This is a genomic window from Thermococcus sp. JdF3, assembly GCF_012027495.1.
Taxonomy (GTDB): domain Archaea; phylum Methanobacteriota_B; class Thermococci; order Thermococcales; family Thermococcaceae; genus Thermococcus.
On the sequence record NZ_SNUK01000004.1, the window covers coordinates 186,284 to 201,287 of the forward strand.

Sequence of the window (15,004 nt, forward strand, 5' to 3'; positions counted from 1 at the left end):
CTGTTTATCACGTACCGCACCGCTCCGAGGGAGAGCAGGATGAGCAGCCGAGCGCGAAGGGAATGGCGTAGGTTACGAGCAGGGTCGCGATGAGCAGACCCACGAACTTCTTACTTCTGAGCGTCTTATCGAATTCTATGCTGGGAGTCTCCATGTTACATCAACGAGTGGTGTGTAGGTGAATCTATTTAAGCCTTTTCCCTCCCGCCTCGACAAAGCTTTTAAGCACTCACCAATCAACCAACGACATAACCCCTGGAGGTTTTGCCATGGCAAAGTTCATATTCGTCACGGGTGGTGTTGTTAGCGGTCTTGGGAAGGGTATAACCAGCGCCTCACTGGGAATGCTGATGAAGGCCAGGGGCCTCAGGACGACGAACATCAAAATCGACCCCTACCTCAACTACGACGCGGGAACGATGAATCCCTACCAGCACGGTGAGGTTTTCGTCCTCGACGACGGCGGCGAGGTTGACCTCGACCTCGGCAACTACGAGCGCTTCCTCGACACGAGCCTCAGCTTTGACCACAACATAACCACAGGCAAGGTTTACTCCGCCGTCATTGAGAAGGAGCGGAAAGGAGAATACCTCGGTGCGACGGTTCAGGTCATACCCCATATCACCAACGAGATAAAGGGCCGCATCAGGCGGCTCGCCAGGGACTACGACGTTGTCGTGGTGGAGATAGGTGGGACCGTCGGCGACATCGAGAGCATGCCCTTCCTCGAGGCGGCGAGGCAGATGCAGATCGAGGAGGGCAGGGAGAACGTTGCCTTCGTCCACGTCACCTACGTGCCGAAGCTCCGCGTTGTCGGCGAGCAGAAGACGAAGCCGACCCAGCACAGCGTCAAGGAGCTTAGGAGCCTCGGAATCCAGCCCGATGCGATAGTGGCCCGCTCGGAGGACCCGCTCGAAGAAAGCGCGAGAATGAAGATAAGCCTCTTCACCAACGTCCCCGACGAGGCTGTGATCAGCGCCTACGATGTTGAGGACACCTACGAGGTACCGCTGATGCTCGAAAAGGAGGGGCTGGCCAGGTACATCACCAAGCGGCTCGGTCTGCCCGAGAGGGAGCCAGACCTCGATGCCTGGAGGGCTATGGTTGAGACATACAAGTCCCTTACCGACACGGTTGAGATAGCCGTCGTCGGCAAGTACGTCAAGCTCTCGGACTCCTACCTGAGCATCAAGGAGGCCCTGAAGCACTCCAGCGTTGCCAACGGCGTCAAGGTCAGGATACGCTGGATAGAAGCCGAGGAGCTTGAAAAGCACGGAGTCAAGCTTCTGGATGGGGTCGATGGGATAATCGTCCCGGGCGGCTTCGGTGCCCGTGGAACCGAGGGCAAAATGATGGCGGCGCGCTACGCGAGGGAGAACGACATTCCGTTCCTCGGGATTTGCTTTGGCTTCCAGCTCACCGTCGTTGAGTTCGCCAGGAACGTCCTCGGCCTGAAAGGCGCCCACTCAACCGAGATAGACCCGCAGACACCTCATCCCGTTGTTGACCTCATGCCGGAGCAGAGGGACCTCGACAGGCTCGGAGGTACGATGAGGCTCGGAGCTTACCCCGTCCACATAAAACCCAACACCATGGCCAGGGCCCTTTACGGGAAGGAGATAGTTTACGAGCGCCACAGGCACCGCTGGGAGGTCAATCCGGAATACATAGATGAGTTTGAGAAGGCGGGAATGGTATTCAGCGGAGTGGCAGGGGACGACGGCAGGAGGATGGAGATACTCGAGCTCCCGGACAGAAGGTACTTCATAGCCACACAGTTCCACCCCGAGTTCAAGTCACGGCCGATGAACCCTGCACCCGTGTTCCGCGGGCTCGTTAAGGCCGCAAAAGAGAGGAAATACGGGGGTTAGATCTCAATTCCAAGCTCCATGAGCTCTTCGTCAACTTTTTTCAGTTCTTCCATCTTCTGGATTTCCCTGTAAAACGCGACGCCTCCAACGTACAGGAACTCCATGAGGAGGGCGTTGAAGGGAGCCTGGAGGAACTGGGATGCGTAGCTGGCAATCCCCGCCGGGAGGATCACCTCCACGACGAAGCCCAGTGATCCCGCGATCATTGTCATCGCTATCACGCCCACCCAGAGGAGCACGCCGAACGCGAGGCTGGAGGGGGCGTTTCCGAAGATCATTCCAAATGCCTCAAAGGCCGCGCTTATCCTTCCCTTATCCGCGTAGAGGGGTATTGCTATGGCCGTAAGGCTGGTTGTGATGGCCAGAATCGCCAGGAGGAGCAGAATCCCTATCAGTACCAGCACTGCACCCCACGGGAGGAAAAGCGTCCCCAGAGCCGCGGGTATCAGTGCGACCGCGGCGAGTGCGATGGCCACCACGGTGAATATGAGCTCTATGATAACGACGCCAGGCAGGTGCTTGAGGCCGTCGATTAGGAGTTCGCCCAGGGAATAATCCTTCCCGGTCTCGTGGAGGAGAACCCCCTTTGTGATCGCGTACTGCACTACCGAGCCGAGGATAATGCTGACCGCGGTGAGTGCCGCCAGGGCTTTGCCTAGCTGGGTGAGGTAGTCCAGGAACTCTTCCTCCACGTCCCCACCGTACTGCTCTATCATCACATCCCCGCTGGTGGTCTGGTTCGGTGTTATCTCAAAGGACGGTTCACTGGGGAGCAGGTAAGCCGCTACAGGTGCGAGAAGGAGTGCGAAGATCAACGCAGGGATGTAGAGCCTCTTAGCTTCCATCATGAGCGAGAAGGTTCTTACAAATGCATCTATCGCGCCCATTCCACCACCCGCTGGAGTAATGGGGGAGGGGCCTTTTAAATTTTTTGAGCCCCGAGCCAGAAAAGCTTATAAACGAACCTCCGAAAGTGGCGATAGGTTGTAAACGGGAATATCAATCTCATGAGGTGAGAAGAATGGCTATCTGGCAGGGAAGATCACTCAAGAAGCCCTCGGGCGGAAGGATTGTCCTCGCTAGGAAGAAGAGAAAGAGGGAGCTCGGAAGGGAGCCCGCTTTCACCAAGGTCGGCGAGGACAGGGAAAAGAAGAAGATAATCAGGACCTACGGCGGAAACAGGAAGGTCAGGCTCATCGAGGCCCTCTACGCCAACGTCTTCGACGGCGGAAAGGGCAAGAAGGTCAAGATCCTCAACGTCGTCGAGAACCCGGCCAACAGGCAGTACGTCAGGAGGAACATAATCACCAGGGGCGCCATCGTCGAGACCGAGGCCGGCAGGGCCATAGTTACCAGCAGGCCCGGCCAGGACGGCGTCGTCAACGCCGTTCTCATCAAGGGAGAGAGCGCCTGAATTCTTTTCTCCTTTTAAGTGCTGTCGTTAAGTACCGTTAACCCTGAAAACTTTACGCTACCGTTAACTTTTCTGGATTTACAGTTGTTAACGATATAAAAGAAGCGCGGGTCAGAGCTCCAGCTCTTCCCTGTACTTCCTCAGCTCCTTTTCCATTATCCTCCTCGCCTGCTCCTCGACCATCGGCTTGACGAGCTCTATGACGCGCTTTTTGAGTTCTTCCAGGCCTTCACCGTTGAGCGCCGAGATTCTGAGGGGTTCGAGGCCCTTGGCCCTGACGAACTCCTCTACCTTCCTTATCTTCTCCTCGTTCGCTATGTCCACCTTGTTGAGGACGACGATGAAGGGGAACTCACCGAACTCGCTGTAAATCTCCTCGAACAGGTGGGTCTGCTCTTCAATAGGATAACCGCAGTACTCGCTGGGGTCGAAGATGTAGACGATGGCCTTTCCGAGGTGTTTGAGTGCCAGGATGGCCTGCCTCTCCACCTCGTTTCTCTCGCTCAGAGGCCTGTCGAGCAGCCCGGGCGTGTCTATGACCTGGTATTTAAGGTAGTGCTCCTCGAACTGACCGACGTTTATGCCCCTCGTCGTGAATGGGTAGCTGGCCACCTCCGGTCTGGCGTTCGTCAGCACCCTGAGGAGCGTGCTCTTGCCGACGTTGGGATGACCTGCTATCACGACCGTCGGAAGGTTGAGATCAACGACCGGGAGGTCTTTGAGGACGTTTCTGGCCTGGTTGAGGTACTCAAGGTCGTCGGCGATGTCCCTGATGACGTCGGCGACGCGGCCGTAGAACTGCCTGCGGAGCCTTGACATCTCATCCGGGTCGCGCGAGTATCGTATCTTCTCGGCGTAGCGCTGCTCAAGGTTCCGTATCGTCTTTATTGCCCAGTTGACGTGGGCCAGGGAGCGGTGGAACTGGTCGCGGTCAACGAGCGTATCAACCAGCTCCCGGTAGAACGGAGGAAGTTCCGAGACTCCAGGCGTCCTGTCCAGCAGTTTCTTCAGGTTGTCGCGGATGACGTTGGAGATCGTCCTGATTCTCAGCTCTTCTCTCTGCCTGGCCTTGGCCCTGGGGCCGCCCTTGGGAGTGAGGGCCGAGGCCGCCTTCTCCGCTCTCCTGAAGGCCTTATCGATAATCTCGTCAGCGGTAAGCACCGTCGGCATCTTTTCAAAGGGGTTCTTCATCTCTCTCACCTCTCATTTTCTCTTTTCTCTCGCGGTGCTTAGCTTTTCGGCCGGGTATTTAAAGGTTCGCTAAAGCTCGATGACCCTGCCGACGTGGAGGGGTTCAATCCTCCCGCCCAGCCCCGCCTTCAGGAACGCGTACTCGTCCAGCCCCGTGCAGTGGCCGGCGTAGAGCCTTTCGGCGTCGATTCTCTCAACGACTTCATTGAGAAGCTCTTTTTTGGCGTCCCTCAGGTGAAGTCCCCCTATCAACGCCCTGACCGGCTTTCCAAGAACGTCCTCCGCGTGCCACGCTATGTTCAGAACTCCAGAGTGGCCGCAACCGGTGACGACGGCGACCCCGTCTTCCAGGTCAATGATCAGGGCGATATCGTCGGGGATCGGGTCTCTGATGAGGCGGCCGTTCTCCTCAACGTATCCAACGGCCCTGTCCCATGTGCGCCGCGGTATTTCCCCGGAACTCCAGAGTCCCGGCGCAAACTCGAAGGGCTCTTCTTTCAGGATGAACCCGGCCCCGAGCCCCTCAAGCTCCCCCCTGTCAAAGGGGATTCCTATATCCCTCCTGCGGGGTTTAAGTGCCACCCTGCGCCGGAAGATTCCTGGGTGGGCGATGACCGGCACTGGCTCCTCCCGCGCATTTAAAAACGCCTTCAGGCCGCCCGTGTGGTCGTAGTGCCCGTGGGTTATAAAGACGAAGTCTATTTCCCCCGGATCAATTTCAAGTTCTCTCATGTTGCTGAGAAGCACCTCCCCGTCGGTTCCTGTGTCGATGAGCACCCTTCTGCCCCTGTGCTCCACAAGGGCGGAGAATCCGTGCCCGCCCAGGAGGCCCTTTACGAACCCCGCATGGTTCTCGTAGATCACGGTCAGCCTCATCCGAATCCCTCGAAAAGTTTATGTTTTGGGCCGTTTAAATTCTTCTGTGGTTGCCATGATATCGCCTGTGGACTACGTTGCACCGCTGATTTCAGGAATTATAATCGCACTTGGCTCCTGGCTCCCGGTCGGTCCGGAGGGCCACTCCCTCACTACTATTCTGGAGGCTGTTGCACCCTCGTACGGTGATTACCTTGTCCCTGCATATCTGGGCGTGACCTTTGCCATCCTCTTCTATTTCAGGGAGCTGATAGCGCTCGGCTCCCACAATGCGATTAAAAGGCGTCTTGATCCGGACATGATGTACTTCATCTACGCCTCCGTGTTCACCCTGCTGGTGGGGTACCCCGTCCTGAAGACGGTTTCCGACGCAGTGGATCCCGGTACCTCCGACCTGATAAACGCGATCGCAGGTCTGGGCATGATTTTGATTGGCCTGCTGGCCGGTACGCGCGGTCGGGCACCCCTTGAGGGGATCGAAAGCAGCATCCGGGAGAAAAAGGACGAGGCCACCCTGGTGGATGCGGTGATCTCCGGGCTGGCCCAGGGCATCGCCCTAATCGGAGGACTCTCAAGGAGTGGCTTCGTTCTCCTCGGCCTTGTGAGCACCGGTATGGACGTAAAGCGGGCCCTTGAGCTGAGCTTCCTTGTGGCACCCGTGTACCTAGTCCTGAAGCTCGCCTTCATGGGGGGGTGGGACCCCGAGCTTCCAGTCGCGCTGCTCTTCACCGCGTTCCTGTCTGCTTTCGTGGTGAGCTTTGTGACGATGAAGCTCCTCCTCAGACTTGCCGGCGCGGTGGGCAGGCGGGCGTTCCTCGTGTCCTTCGGTTTAATCGCAATCGCGGTTTACCTGATGGGGGTGGTCATGTGAAGGCGGTTGTTCTTGCCGCGGGAAAGGGTGAAAGGCTCCGGCCGCTGACGGATGATAGGCCGAAGGTCATACTCAAGGTGGCCAACAGACCTATAATTGGGTACGTTCTTGAGAACCTCGACCCTTTCGTGGATGAGTTCATCATTGTTGTTCGCTACGAGAAGGAGAAGCTGATTAAGGCCCTGGGCGATGAGTTCAACGGCAAACCGATAACCTACGTTGAGCAGCTGCCCGGTGAGGGGACTGCCAGGGCAATAGAGTCCGCCAGAAAGCACATCGGGGAAGAGGAGTTCATAGCGGTCAACGGCGACATTTATTTTGAAATCGAGGGTGTAAAGGACCTGATAGCTGCATTCAGAAGGGAAAAGGCCGACGCGGCCCTTCTGGTCAAGGAATTCGACGACCTCAGCCACTTTGGCAAGATCGAGGTTGAGGGGAGCCTCGTTTCCGGGGTGAAGGAGAAACCCGGGAAGGTTTCAGGCTACGCCAACCTCGGCGTTTACATATTCAAGCCCGAGGTCTTTGAGTTCATCGGGAAGACCCCCGTGAGCAAGCGCGGCGAGTACGAGATAACGGACACCCTCAACCTCATGATAGGGGCGGGCAGAAGGGTGGCATACGCGGTTTACTCCGGCTACTGGAACGACATAGGCAGGCCCTGGAACCTCCTTGAGCTCAACGAATACCTCCTGAAGAACAGGCTGAGGCACGAAATACGGGGTATAGTCGAGGCGGGGGCCACTATAGTGCCCCCCGTTGAGATTGGCGAGGGCACCGTCGTTCGGAGCGGGGCGTACATCGTGGGCCCGGTTAAGATAGGAAGGAACTCCAGAATTGGCCCCAACTGCTTTATACGCCCCGCTACCAGCATAGGGGACGGCTGCCACGTGGGCAACGCGGTGGAGGTCAAGAACTCCATAATAATGGACGGTAGCAATGCACCCCACCTCAACTACGTCGGCGACTCAATAATCGGGGAGAACACCAACCTGGGCGCGGGGACGATAACGGCGAACCTCAGACACGACAGGGGCAACGTGAGGGTTGAGGTTAAGGGCAAGCTCGAGGACAGCGGCAGGCACAAACTCGGTGCGATAATCGGTCACAACGTCAAGGTGGGCATAAACGTCAGCATCTACCCCGGCAGAAAGATAGGGAGTAACTCTTTTATCGGGCCGGGGGTTATAGTTGATAGAAATGTGCCACAGGGGCACATTGTCACCGTGAAGCAGGAGAAAACGGTGATGACGAGATGAACGGTGAGTCTTTCGTTCCCTACCTCAACTTTATTTCGAGGTGGGTTCTTTTCGTGGCCGTTTTTTATAAGGCATACAGGACCCGGGAAAAAGGATGGGCCCTCTTAACGACAGCGTTTTTCATAGATGCCCTCGACGTTGAGAGTTACATCCTCGAGCCTTTGGGGATTATACTGCACCCGGATGCCTACGCAATCGCCTCCAAGATTCCGAACTTTCTTATTGCGTTCCTGTTGATGTGGGGAGCGGTTCATTTGAAATACGGGGAAAGCCGGCTTAAGCACGTGGTTTACATCTCCCTGTTCTCGGTGATCTCCTACATATGGCTCCTCCTGCTGGCCACGGATGTTCTCAACAATCCAACAACGCGGGCCATCCTACCGTCGCTTGCCTTCGGTGGGGGGCTTATCTACGTTGGCAACGTCCTGAGAAAATACGTTGTATCCCACCACTGGGTCGAGATGATGTTTCCGTGGGGATTGATACTTCTCGGGGCACTCAACTTGACCTACCCTGTGACCAGGTTCATCGAGTGGTTCGCACCGATTGGCTTTTTTATGGGGGCGGTGTTCAGATTAATGGCCGCTACCGGCGCAACGAAATTTGTGTTCTACCCACTGACTCCAGTGACGCCCCCCGCCGACGTGAAAATACCCCCCGGGGCGTACCTGTTCCCGACACGGGAGGAAGTGGTTCACAGGTTTGGAAACGTGTGGGATAAACCGGGCGTCATACTCATAACCCGCGAGGACGTGGGGATGCTGAAAGAGAGCATCCACCCCAACTCGCTGGTGTTCTGGATAACCCGCGCGAAGGAGGGCAAGCTGGAGGAATCACCTACAATCTATGCCATGGGTCCGACGAAGATAGATATCCTGACCGATCTTATAACCCGTGCCATTGGCCAGGGGTACGGTTTGATCTATATCGATGCCCTTGAGTACCTGATGCTCGAGAACGGATTCGAGAACGCCGTTAAATTTCTGCTCAACGTCAAGGATCGGGTAGCCAGCGCTGGGGGCACAATCATACTGGTGGCCAACCTCAGGACCCTGGAGCCGCGCCAGAGAAGGATACTGGAGAGGGAATTCAGCCACTGACCTTCCCCTGTCGTGGGGGGAGGGGTTCCAACTTTTTGCTCCAATGTAACTCCAGTTAACGGCTTCCAAAAAGACAAATGAAAAACCGGAGTGAAATCACCCCAGCCCGAGTTTTTCTATAAACCTCTTGTAGTAGCGGGTATCGTGCTCCAGCTCGGCTTTCTGGAGCAGCTGTCTTTCGATGGCCCTCAGGGCATCGTGAACCGCCTGTATCGCACCCCAGGTTTCCCCGGTGGCTATGAACACTCCCCTGTCGGTAACAACGCGCATCCGCGCCTGATACAGGTGCACACCGCGGAACTTCTCGTTGAAGCGTCTTATGTACAGGTATATTATGCCCTCCTGGCCGAGGAGATCCTCGTAACCGTCGACGAAGCGCCGGACGTCCTCTATGATGCGCTCCCTCGTGAAGTCACTGAGTATCTCCGCGTCGCCTCCCAGCTGTAGGTAGAAGCGGGCCTCTTTCTCAACCATCCTCGATATGGGCAGAAGCAGGTCCTTTACGGTCAGGACACCCGCGACCCTGTTGCTGTCATCAACGATGACGAGGCCATCGATGTTGTTCTCCATCATCGTTGCCACGGCCTCCCTGACGCTGGCCTCCGGTTTGGCGGTTATGACGCCCCTTATCATGACGTCGCGAAGCTGCATGCTGAACGGGGGAATCTTCTCGCCGGCCACCTCACCGTACTGGGATCTGAAGCGGGGTTTGATGAACCTTATTATGAGATCGTGGAGGGTTACGAGTCCCTCGAGCTTTCCGGTCTCGTTTACTATTGGAATCCTCGATATTGCGTGGTCGCGCATCGTTGCCAGCGCCTTGGCGACGGTATCGTCCGGTTTTAGGGTTATAACGTCCTTGGTCATAAAGTCCTCGGTCTTCTTCTTTCCGAACTCTCCCTCTGCGACCCTTTTGAGAAGCTCCATGTCACTTATAACTCCGATGATTTCAGCCTTGCTCTCCCCGACGGGAAGGGAGCGGAGATCAACCTCCATCATGAGCTTGGCGGCCTTGCTAAGGTCTTCATCCGGCTTGATAACGGGGGCGGTTTTGTACACGTCCCTAACCTTGGCCTTGGTTGGATCCCACTTGAGGTGGGAGCGTATAATAAGGTCCTGCGTCAGGACCCCCTTGTACAGGTTTCCATCGAAGACCAGAATGAGGTCGGGGTCTTCCTTCTCAAAAATTCCGATCGCCTCAGAAAGCGGGGCGGCGATGTCGATTTTCTGGAACCTGTCGGTCATAACTTCCTGCACAAGAATACCGACCATGCTGTCACCTCCTTCATATTATACTAGGGCGGCGCTCAATTTAAACCTTTTCAACGAGATTTTAATAACCTTTGATTAATAAATTTTTCGCGGAAAGATTTATAAAACTTCACCATGAACTCTCAACCGCGCCGGGGTAGCCTAGCCTGGGAAGGCGCTGGACTCGAGATGCGTACTTTTGAGGAAAGAAGGCCGCACATTGACGCAATGACGAAAAGCGAGCCAGAGACCCAAGACGTTTTTACAGGAAAGGCTTTGATTGATTCCACAGCCAAGATCCATTATGGTCGTGACCGTGAAGAATACGCCAAGTGGATACAGCGGGAGTCTCCGTCTTCGGCCAGGATATACATTAGCAAACTCAACAGGTACCTCTGGGGGAAGAAGGCAAACACTCCTGAGGAGCTTCGCAGAATCGTTGAATCAATTTCTCCCACTAAAAACGGCTTTCCTGATCGTCATGCCTACCTTGCCATTAGGAGCTACATCAACTTCCTCGTGGCCACGGGGAGAATACGGAAGAGTGAGGCAATAGACTTCAAGGCAGTCATTCCAAACATCAAGACTAAGGCCAGGCCTGAGTCGGCCAAGGTCATCAGCGCCGAGGACATCAGGGAGATCCTCAAGGATGTGAAGGCTTCAAAGCCTGAAGTTGTCCACGCGCGCAAGCTTTACCTCAAGCTTCTGGCCTTCACAGGCCTTCGTGCTGACGAGGTCCGCGAGCTGATGAACCAGTTCGACCTGAGGGTTATCGATGACACCTTCAAGGCCTTCGGCATTCCCGAGGAGTGGAAGGAGAAGATTGCAGTTTATGACATGGAAAGGGTAAAACTGCCTCATAGGAAGCATCAGACCAAGAGGGGTTACATTGCCGTCTTTCCGGTTGAGCTGGTTGAGGACCTCAAGAGGTTCAAGGCCTCAGGCTACAGGATGAGGAAGGACAACACTTACAAGAGGACAATGCTGGAGCACCCTGAGCAGCATAAGGACCTCGCGCTTTTCAGGAAGTTCTTCCAGAATTTCATGAACGACAATGTGATGAGCACGGTTCCGAATCCGCCGGCTGATGCCATGCATCTCATTGAGTTCCTCCAGGGAAGAGCGCCGAAGAACGTCGGCGGGAGGAACTATCGTTGGAACGTGCAGAATGCTGCGAGGATCTATTATTACATGGTGGACAAATTGGAAAAAGAGCTTGGGATTCTGGAGCTTTAGCCTTTCTTTCTTCTTTTCCTTGGTGGAGTTGGTGTCCACTGGAAAAAAGAAAGTCACGGGAGAGGATTAAAGACTATTAATCCATCCAGTTGTGCTATAACTTTAACCGTTTCACACCAGCTGTAGTCTGTCTTTGTATAGCCGTACATGTAAATTTCCCCATTAAAAGGTGCTGGGAAGAAAACGAACTTCTTTAATTTGCCCGTAGAGCTCAACGTGGCTAGGGTGGTTCCATCTGAATATCTTATCTCTAGATACTTTGTATCTCCTGCAAGAGAGATGACTTTCACGACACCCGCCACAAACTTGTCTTTTATTGTTCCCCCTGTCGTATAGTATGGGATGATTCTCACTGTGAAAGATGTCGAGTTGTACCCACAAGCCTTTGCTGACTGACCTAACTTTACCGCAATGTCTTCGATGATTCCTGTGGTAGTGCCATAATTTTTACCGCCTGATGCTACTATCCTTACGTTGTTTTTTAACCCTGTTGCAGAGGTCGTACCACCCCATTGTGTGGCTGGTATCACGTCAAAGACCACTGCGTCTTCATTGGGGTACTGTGAACTTGTCCAACTCAGGTCTTGGTTTTGAATGTAATAATTTAACTGGTAGTTTATTGTGTCCTCACCAAGTTTCCCAGTATAGTCTGAATTCTTGAAGTATTCAACTCTCAGTGCTATGTCGTCCCGCATGGTCTCAGTAACTGCGTTGTTGGGTGTTACTGTACTTGAGAATGTGTTATTAGTACTCGAACCTACTGCAAATGTCTTTTCTGTCGTACTGTCACTGAAAGTGAATCCCGAATTTCCAGGATTTATTATCGATACTTTAACGTAGAGCACGTAGGGTTTAAAGTTCACAACACTAAACTTTATTGGTATGCTGTAGTCATCGGTGGACTCTTTATAATATTTCACAAAAGCGGATTGCATATTATATGTGGCCATTTTATTTCACCTCTAGCCAATAGTGACGTCTGTGGTGATCCCCATCAAGATCTTTGTCTGTCCAACTCCGCCTAGGATATTGCCAGATTGTGTTGTTGTCTGTCCAACTCCGCCACCAAGCGAGTAGGACACCTCGGGAGATACTAACCTTTCCAATCCAGGCGTAGAACCCCCAATCCCCTTGATTAACAGCATGCTCTCACCCCTGAATGTAGCTTATATTAACGAGGACGCTGTCGTTGATTGCGGTGAGGCTCCCGCCAGGCTCGACCTCGACGATAACTTTTCTCACCGGATCCCTTGGAATCGGCTGGATGAACACCTGGCCGTTCAGTCCCTTGTAGAACTTCGCGCTCCAGAACGGCTTTGTATCCTCGACCTTCCTCAGCCTGATTATGACGTAATCATCGTTCCCGTGGCTGACGCTGATGGCCGTGATGTGGCTCAGCGTTCCAAAATCCACTTCCTGACTCCTCTCGCTGTCGGTCAGCTCAACCACAACGTTGTCCGCCGGCTCGAAGTATGCGTTCACCTTCATCTCGCTCATGCTCTCACCTCTTCCTCCTCACCAGCCAGGTCGCGAGTTTAATCACGATGATGATGCCAAGGAGTGGTAGGAGTGCCTTCCACCATTCCACCTTTCTGGCATTCTCATCTCCTGCCTTCTTCTCCACTTCTTCTCTGGCCGGTTTCTCCCTCCTCGAGAGGACGAGTTTCATCCCTCCCACGTCTCTGGCCTTGGCCTTCCCACCGGCTGGAGCCGGAACCGGGGAAGGCATAGTGAAGTCGATGAGGTTCACACCGGTCATTTTTTCAACCTCCTCAGCTTTTCCTCGTACTTACTCACGATAGCGTAGGCCTTCGGCTTCTTCCCAACCAGCTTCTCACTCCGCTTGATGACGGTCGTGCGGAGGAAAACCAGGCGTCTCATGGCCTTGGCGTAGGAGATTTTTCCCCGCTGGTAATCGCTCAGGATTGCCTTGCAGATGTCTTCAACTTCCCTGAGGTTGTCGAGGCCTTTCCTCCCGGTGTCCTTCACGCGCTTGCCGAGGTAGATGTTCCTGTTCTTCCTGCTCATGCTCCCGCCTCCTTTGCCACCTTCCCTTCGAGGCGGCTGAGGCGCTGCTCGTGGTTGAAGATCCTGTCCTCAAGCTCGTCCACGCGGTCCATGATGGTCTTGAGGATCCGTTCGTTCGCCTTGGAGGTTGCGTAGGCTGTCAGGAGTGCGGTGCCAATGATCGTTATTGCAGAGCTCCAGATCTCAATGCTGGTGGTCATGTTCTCACCCTCTCAAGGAACTTCTTGAACTCGATCTGGAAGGCCATCCACAAAATGAAAAGGACGAGGCCGTGAAAGAGGGTCTCGCGGTCGAGTTTCATGCTCTCACCTCATGTGAACAGGTATTCTCACGGGAAGAACGCGTTTTGGTTGATCGAGTATTGGTTTTGGGTGCGGTGCAGGGAGGATTTCACGTGATTTGGGAAAGTTACGAACAGGTAATTTTGGACATGGCACTCGTTTGCCAGTTCTTACGTCCAAGCACTTTCCGTCCCCAATTGGTATGAGTCCCCTCGCAGGGAGAGAACCCCCGATTGGGGTACGTGGGTGCAGCTTATTGAGAAGCTCGTCCTGTTTTTCAAGTGGAAGCGGTTTGAGCCAGGGACGCTTTACATCTTTGTGGGGTTCCAGCCTCGCCGTCGCTTTGTGGGTTTTCTTCCACTCCTCTTTCTTCCTCTCAAGCTCCCGGCCGTACTTCACAATCTGGTCAAGGCTCATCTGGCTCGGGTCTTTCCCCGCTGCCTTGAGTGCTGCCTTGACTCCAGAAAGCCATGCGTTGAACTGCGCGTAAGTGCTGAATCCGTACTTCCTCGCGAGCGCGTCCTCCCTGGAGACATACTCATTGCTGTCCGGGGACTTCACCAGGTTGTTTACAAAGCGGTTGGCGTACCACTCACCGTCAAAGAGGACCTCTTGTCCAGGTCTCACGGGAGTCCCATACTTTCTGATGGTTCCAGTTTTTCTGTTTATCTTGCCACCTCCGCCAGGCTTCCACTCCGATCCTCCATAGTGCAGGCGGGTCATGGCTTCGTTGTACTCTCCAGTGTTCTGCTTGCCGGTCAGGGTCCCCTTTACTATGGTCGCGAGGTCTTTTCCGGTCTGGGTGAACTTCTCAGGCGCCTGCTCAAGGTCGTTTTTGAGGTTGTTCATGAAATTCTCCACCTTCTCCCCGACTTCCTTGAACACGCCGAAGAGTTTGTAAAGCGTGTAAAGAACTGCAATTGCTAAGAAAGCGTACATCGCCAGCTGTATGATGTTGTCCCTCTCCTTGAACGCGATGACTGCTGGAACTGCCATACTCACCACCCCAGAACCTTTTTGAGAACCAGGAAGGCAATCACTGCGCCGATGAGGAGGCCGATGTTTCTATGACCTGACTCTTCCCTCTTCGCCTGGGAAACGTGCACGGTAGCCGGTTGAGGCTTTGGAGTAGCTGAGGTTACGCTCACCTTCCTGGCCACAACGCTCGGCTTTGGCTGCGGCTTTGGAACGGTCTTTATTCCGGTGTTCTGCTCCACCTCTACTTTAGCAGGGACTAGACTGCGGAGTGCCTTCTCGGTCTTCACCTTCACGCTAGGAATGTATGCATGCTCCTTAGCATCGTAAAGCTGGTTGAGGAGTCTCTCTACCTCAAAAAATCTTGGGTCATACTTCGTAGAACCGTGAAGACGCTTCCTCAGCTTTGCGATGGCTTCAGGCTGACTTTTCGAAGTCTCGACAATCCTTCTTAACTCTGCCATGGAGATGCCGTACTTGGACTTCAGAACATCGTTGGCCTTCTTTTCCAGTGGAACCGGAACGACCTTCCCAGTCCGGGTGTCCACCAGCTCCTCATGCACCCTACCGTACCTGTCAGTATACACCCTCCTAATGTACCGCTTACCCATTTTAACTCACCTCGAAAACCGATTTTAGCCGCTGATTTCAGCC

19 protein-coding genes are annotated in these 15,004 nt (G+C 54.4%); 6 read left to right on the forward strand and 13 right to left on the reverse strand.

Annotated features, from left to right (window positions below):
- Positions 1-7: 7 nt before the first annotated feature.
- Positions 8-154: a hypothetical protein gene (locus E3E42_RS08020; RefSeq protein ID WP_167903875.1), complete on the reverse strand. Its 147-nt coding sequence runs from the start codon at positions 152-154 to the stop codon at positions 8-10.
- 115 nt (positions 155-269) lie between these two features.
- Between E3E42_RS08020 and pyrG the strand changes: the two genes are divergently transcribed.
- Positions 270-1,871: a glutamine hydrolyzing CTP synthase gene (gene pyrG / locus E3E42_RS08025; protein WP_167903876.1), complete on the forward strand. Its 1,602-nt coding sequence runs from the start codon at positions 270-272 to the stop codon at positions 1,869-1,871.
- On the opposite strand, the gene E3E42_RS08030 is transcribed toward pyrG, so the two are convergent.
- The gene (locus E3E42_RS08030) at positions 1,868-2,758 is read right to left on the reverse strand and encodes a DUF4013 domain-containing protein (protein WP_167903877.1); all 891 of its coding nucleotides are present in this window, start codon (positions 2,756-2,758) and stop codon (positions 1,868-1,870) included. The genes pyrG and E3E42_RS08030 overlap by 4 nt on opposite strands.
- Positions 2,759-2,892: 134 nt before the next feature.
- Between E3E42_RS08030 and E3E42_RS08035 the strand changes: the two genes are divergently transcribed.
- Positions 2,893-3,285, forward strand: a complete 393-nt coding sequence (locus E3E42_RS08035) for a 30S ribosomal protein S8e (protein ID WP_167903878.1) — start codon at positions 2,893-2,895, stop codon at positions 3,283-3,285.
- A gap of 111 nt (positions 3,286-3,396) precedes the next feature.
- Here the strand turns inward: E3E42_RS08035 and E3E42_RS08040 are convergent, their stop codons facing one another.
- Both E3E42_RS08040 and E3E42_RS08045 read right to left on the reverse strand, forming a co-directional pair.
- The gene (locus E3E42_RS08040) at positions 3,397-4,476 is read right to left on the reverse strand and encodes an NOG1 family protein (protein ID WP_167903879.1); all 1,080 of its coding nucleotides are present in this window, start codon (positions 4,474-4,476) and stop codon (positions 3,397-3,399) included.
- Between the two features lie 69 nt (positions 4,477-4,545).
- Positions 4,546-5,352 carry an MBL fold metallo-hydrolase gene (locus E3E42_RS08045; RefSeq protein WP_167903880.1) on the reverse strand — a complete coding sequence of 269 codons (807 nt, stop codon included), beginning with the start codon at positions 5,350-5,352 and terminating at the stop codon, positions 4,546-4,548.
- Between the two features lie 55 nt (positions 5,353-5,407).
- Here E3E42_RS08045 and E3E42_RS08050 point away from each other — a divergent pair, with 55 nt between their 5' ends.
- Genes E3E42_RS08050 through E3E42_RS08060 form a run of 3 tightly spaced genes read left to right on the forward strand, consistent with a single transcriptional unit; the run spans position 5,408 to position 8,579 of the window.
- Positions 5,408-6,223, forward strand: a complete 816-nt coding sequence (locus E3E42_RS08050) for an undecaprenyl-diphosphate phosphatase (protein WP_167904048.1) — start codon at positions 5,408-5,410, stop codon at positions 6,221-6,223.
- Positions 6,220-7,479, forward strand: a complete 1,260-nt coding sequence (gene glmU / locus E3E42_RS08055; protein ID WP_167903881.1) for a bifunctional sugar-1-phosphate nucleotidylyltransferase/acetyltransferase — start codon at positions 6,220-6,222, stop codon at positions 7,477-7,479. Before E3E42_RS08050 ends, glmU begins: the two co-directional genes overlap by 4 nt.
- Positions 7,476-8,579 (forward strand): DUF835 domain-containing protein, encoded by a 1,104-nt coding sequence (locus E3E42_RS08060; RefSeq protein ID WP_167903882.1) that lies wholly within the window; start codon positions 7,476-7,478, stop codon positions 8,577-8,579. Before glmU ends, E3E42_RS08060 begins: the two co-directional genes overlap by 4 nt.
- Before the next feature lie 96 nt (positions 8,580-8,675).
- On the opposite strand, the gene E3E42_RS08065 is transcribed toward E3E42_RS08060, so the two are convergent.
- The gene (locus tag E3E42_RS08065) at positions 8,676-9,851 is read right to left on the reverse strand and encodes a CBS domain-containing protein (protein WP_167903883.1); all 1,176 of its coding nucleotides are present in this window, start codon (positions 9,849-9,851) and stop codon (positions 8,676-8,678) included.
- Positions 9,852-10,019: 168 nt separating this feature from the next.
- Here E3E42_RS08065 and E3E42_RS08070 point away from each other — a divergent pair, with 168 nt between their 5' ends.
- Positions 10,020-11,066: an integrase gene (locus E3E42_RS08070; RefSeq protein ID WP_167903884.1), complete on the forward strand. Its 1,047-nt coding sequence runs from the start codon at positions 10,020-10,022 to the stop codon at positions 11,064-11,066.
- 53 nt (positions 11,067-11,119) lie between these two features.
- On the opposite strand, the gene E3E42_RS08075 is transcribed toward E3E42_RS08070, so the two are convergent.
- From E3E42_RS08075 to E3E42_RS08110, 8 genes are all read right to left on the reverse strand, one after another.
- On the reverse strand, positions 11,120-12,016 hold the full coding sequence (locus E3E42_RS08075; RefSeq protein WP_167903885.1) for a hypothetical protein: 897 nt from the start codon (positions 12,014-12,016) through the stop codon (positions 11,120-11,122).
- A 12-nt stretch (positions 12,017-12,028) separates the two neighbouring features.
- A complete protein-coding gene (locus E3E42_RS08080; protein WP_167903886.1) occupies positions 12,029-12,211 on the reverse strand; it encodes a hypothetical protein in 183 nt (60 codons plus the stop codon).
- A 4-nt stretch (positions 12,212-12,215) separates the two neighbouring features.
- Entirely contained in the window at positions 12,216-12,563 is a 348-nt protein-coding gene (locus tag E3E42_RS08085) for a hypothetical protein (RefSeq protein WP_167903887.1), read from the reverse strand.
- Positions 12,564-12,567: 4 nt separating this feature from the next.
- Positions 12,568-12,825, reverse strand: coding sequence for a hypothetical protein (locus E3E42_RS08090; RefSeq protein ID WP_167903888.1), 258 nt, complete (start codon positions 12,823-12,825; stop codon positions 12,568-12,570).
- The gene (locus E3E42_RS08095) at positions 12,822-13,094 is read right to left on the reverse strand and encodes a hypothetical protein (protein WP_167903889.1); all 273 of its coding nucleotides are present in this window, start codon (positions 13,092-13,094) and stop codon (positions 12,822-12,824) included. The genes E3E42_RS08090 and E3E42_RS08095 overlap by 4 nt, the downstream gene beginning before the upstream one ends.
- Positions 13,091-13,294, reverse strand: a complete 204-nt coding sequence (locus E3E42_RS08100) for a hypothetical protein (protein WP_167903890.1) — start codon at positions 13,292-13,294, stop codon at positions 13,091-13,093. The genes E3E42_RS08095 and E3E42_RS08100 overlap by 4 nt, the downstream gene beginning before the upstream one ends.
- A 105-nt stretch (positions 13,295-13,399) precedes the next feature.
- Positions 13,400-14,371, reverse strand: coding sequence for a hypothetical protein (locus tag E3E42_RS08105; protein ID WP_167903911.1), 972 nt, complete (start codon positions 14,369-14,371; stop codon positions 13,400-13,402).
- 2 nt (positions 14,372-14,373) lie between these two features.
- Complete coding sequence (locus E3E42_RS08110; protein WP_167903913.1) at positions 14,374-14,961, reverse strand: hypothetical protein; 588 nt, start codon at positions 14,959-14,961, stop codon at positions 14,374-14,376.
- Between the last annotated feature and the right edge of the window lie 43 nt (positions 14,962-15,004).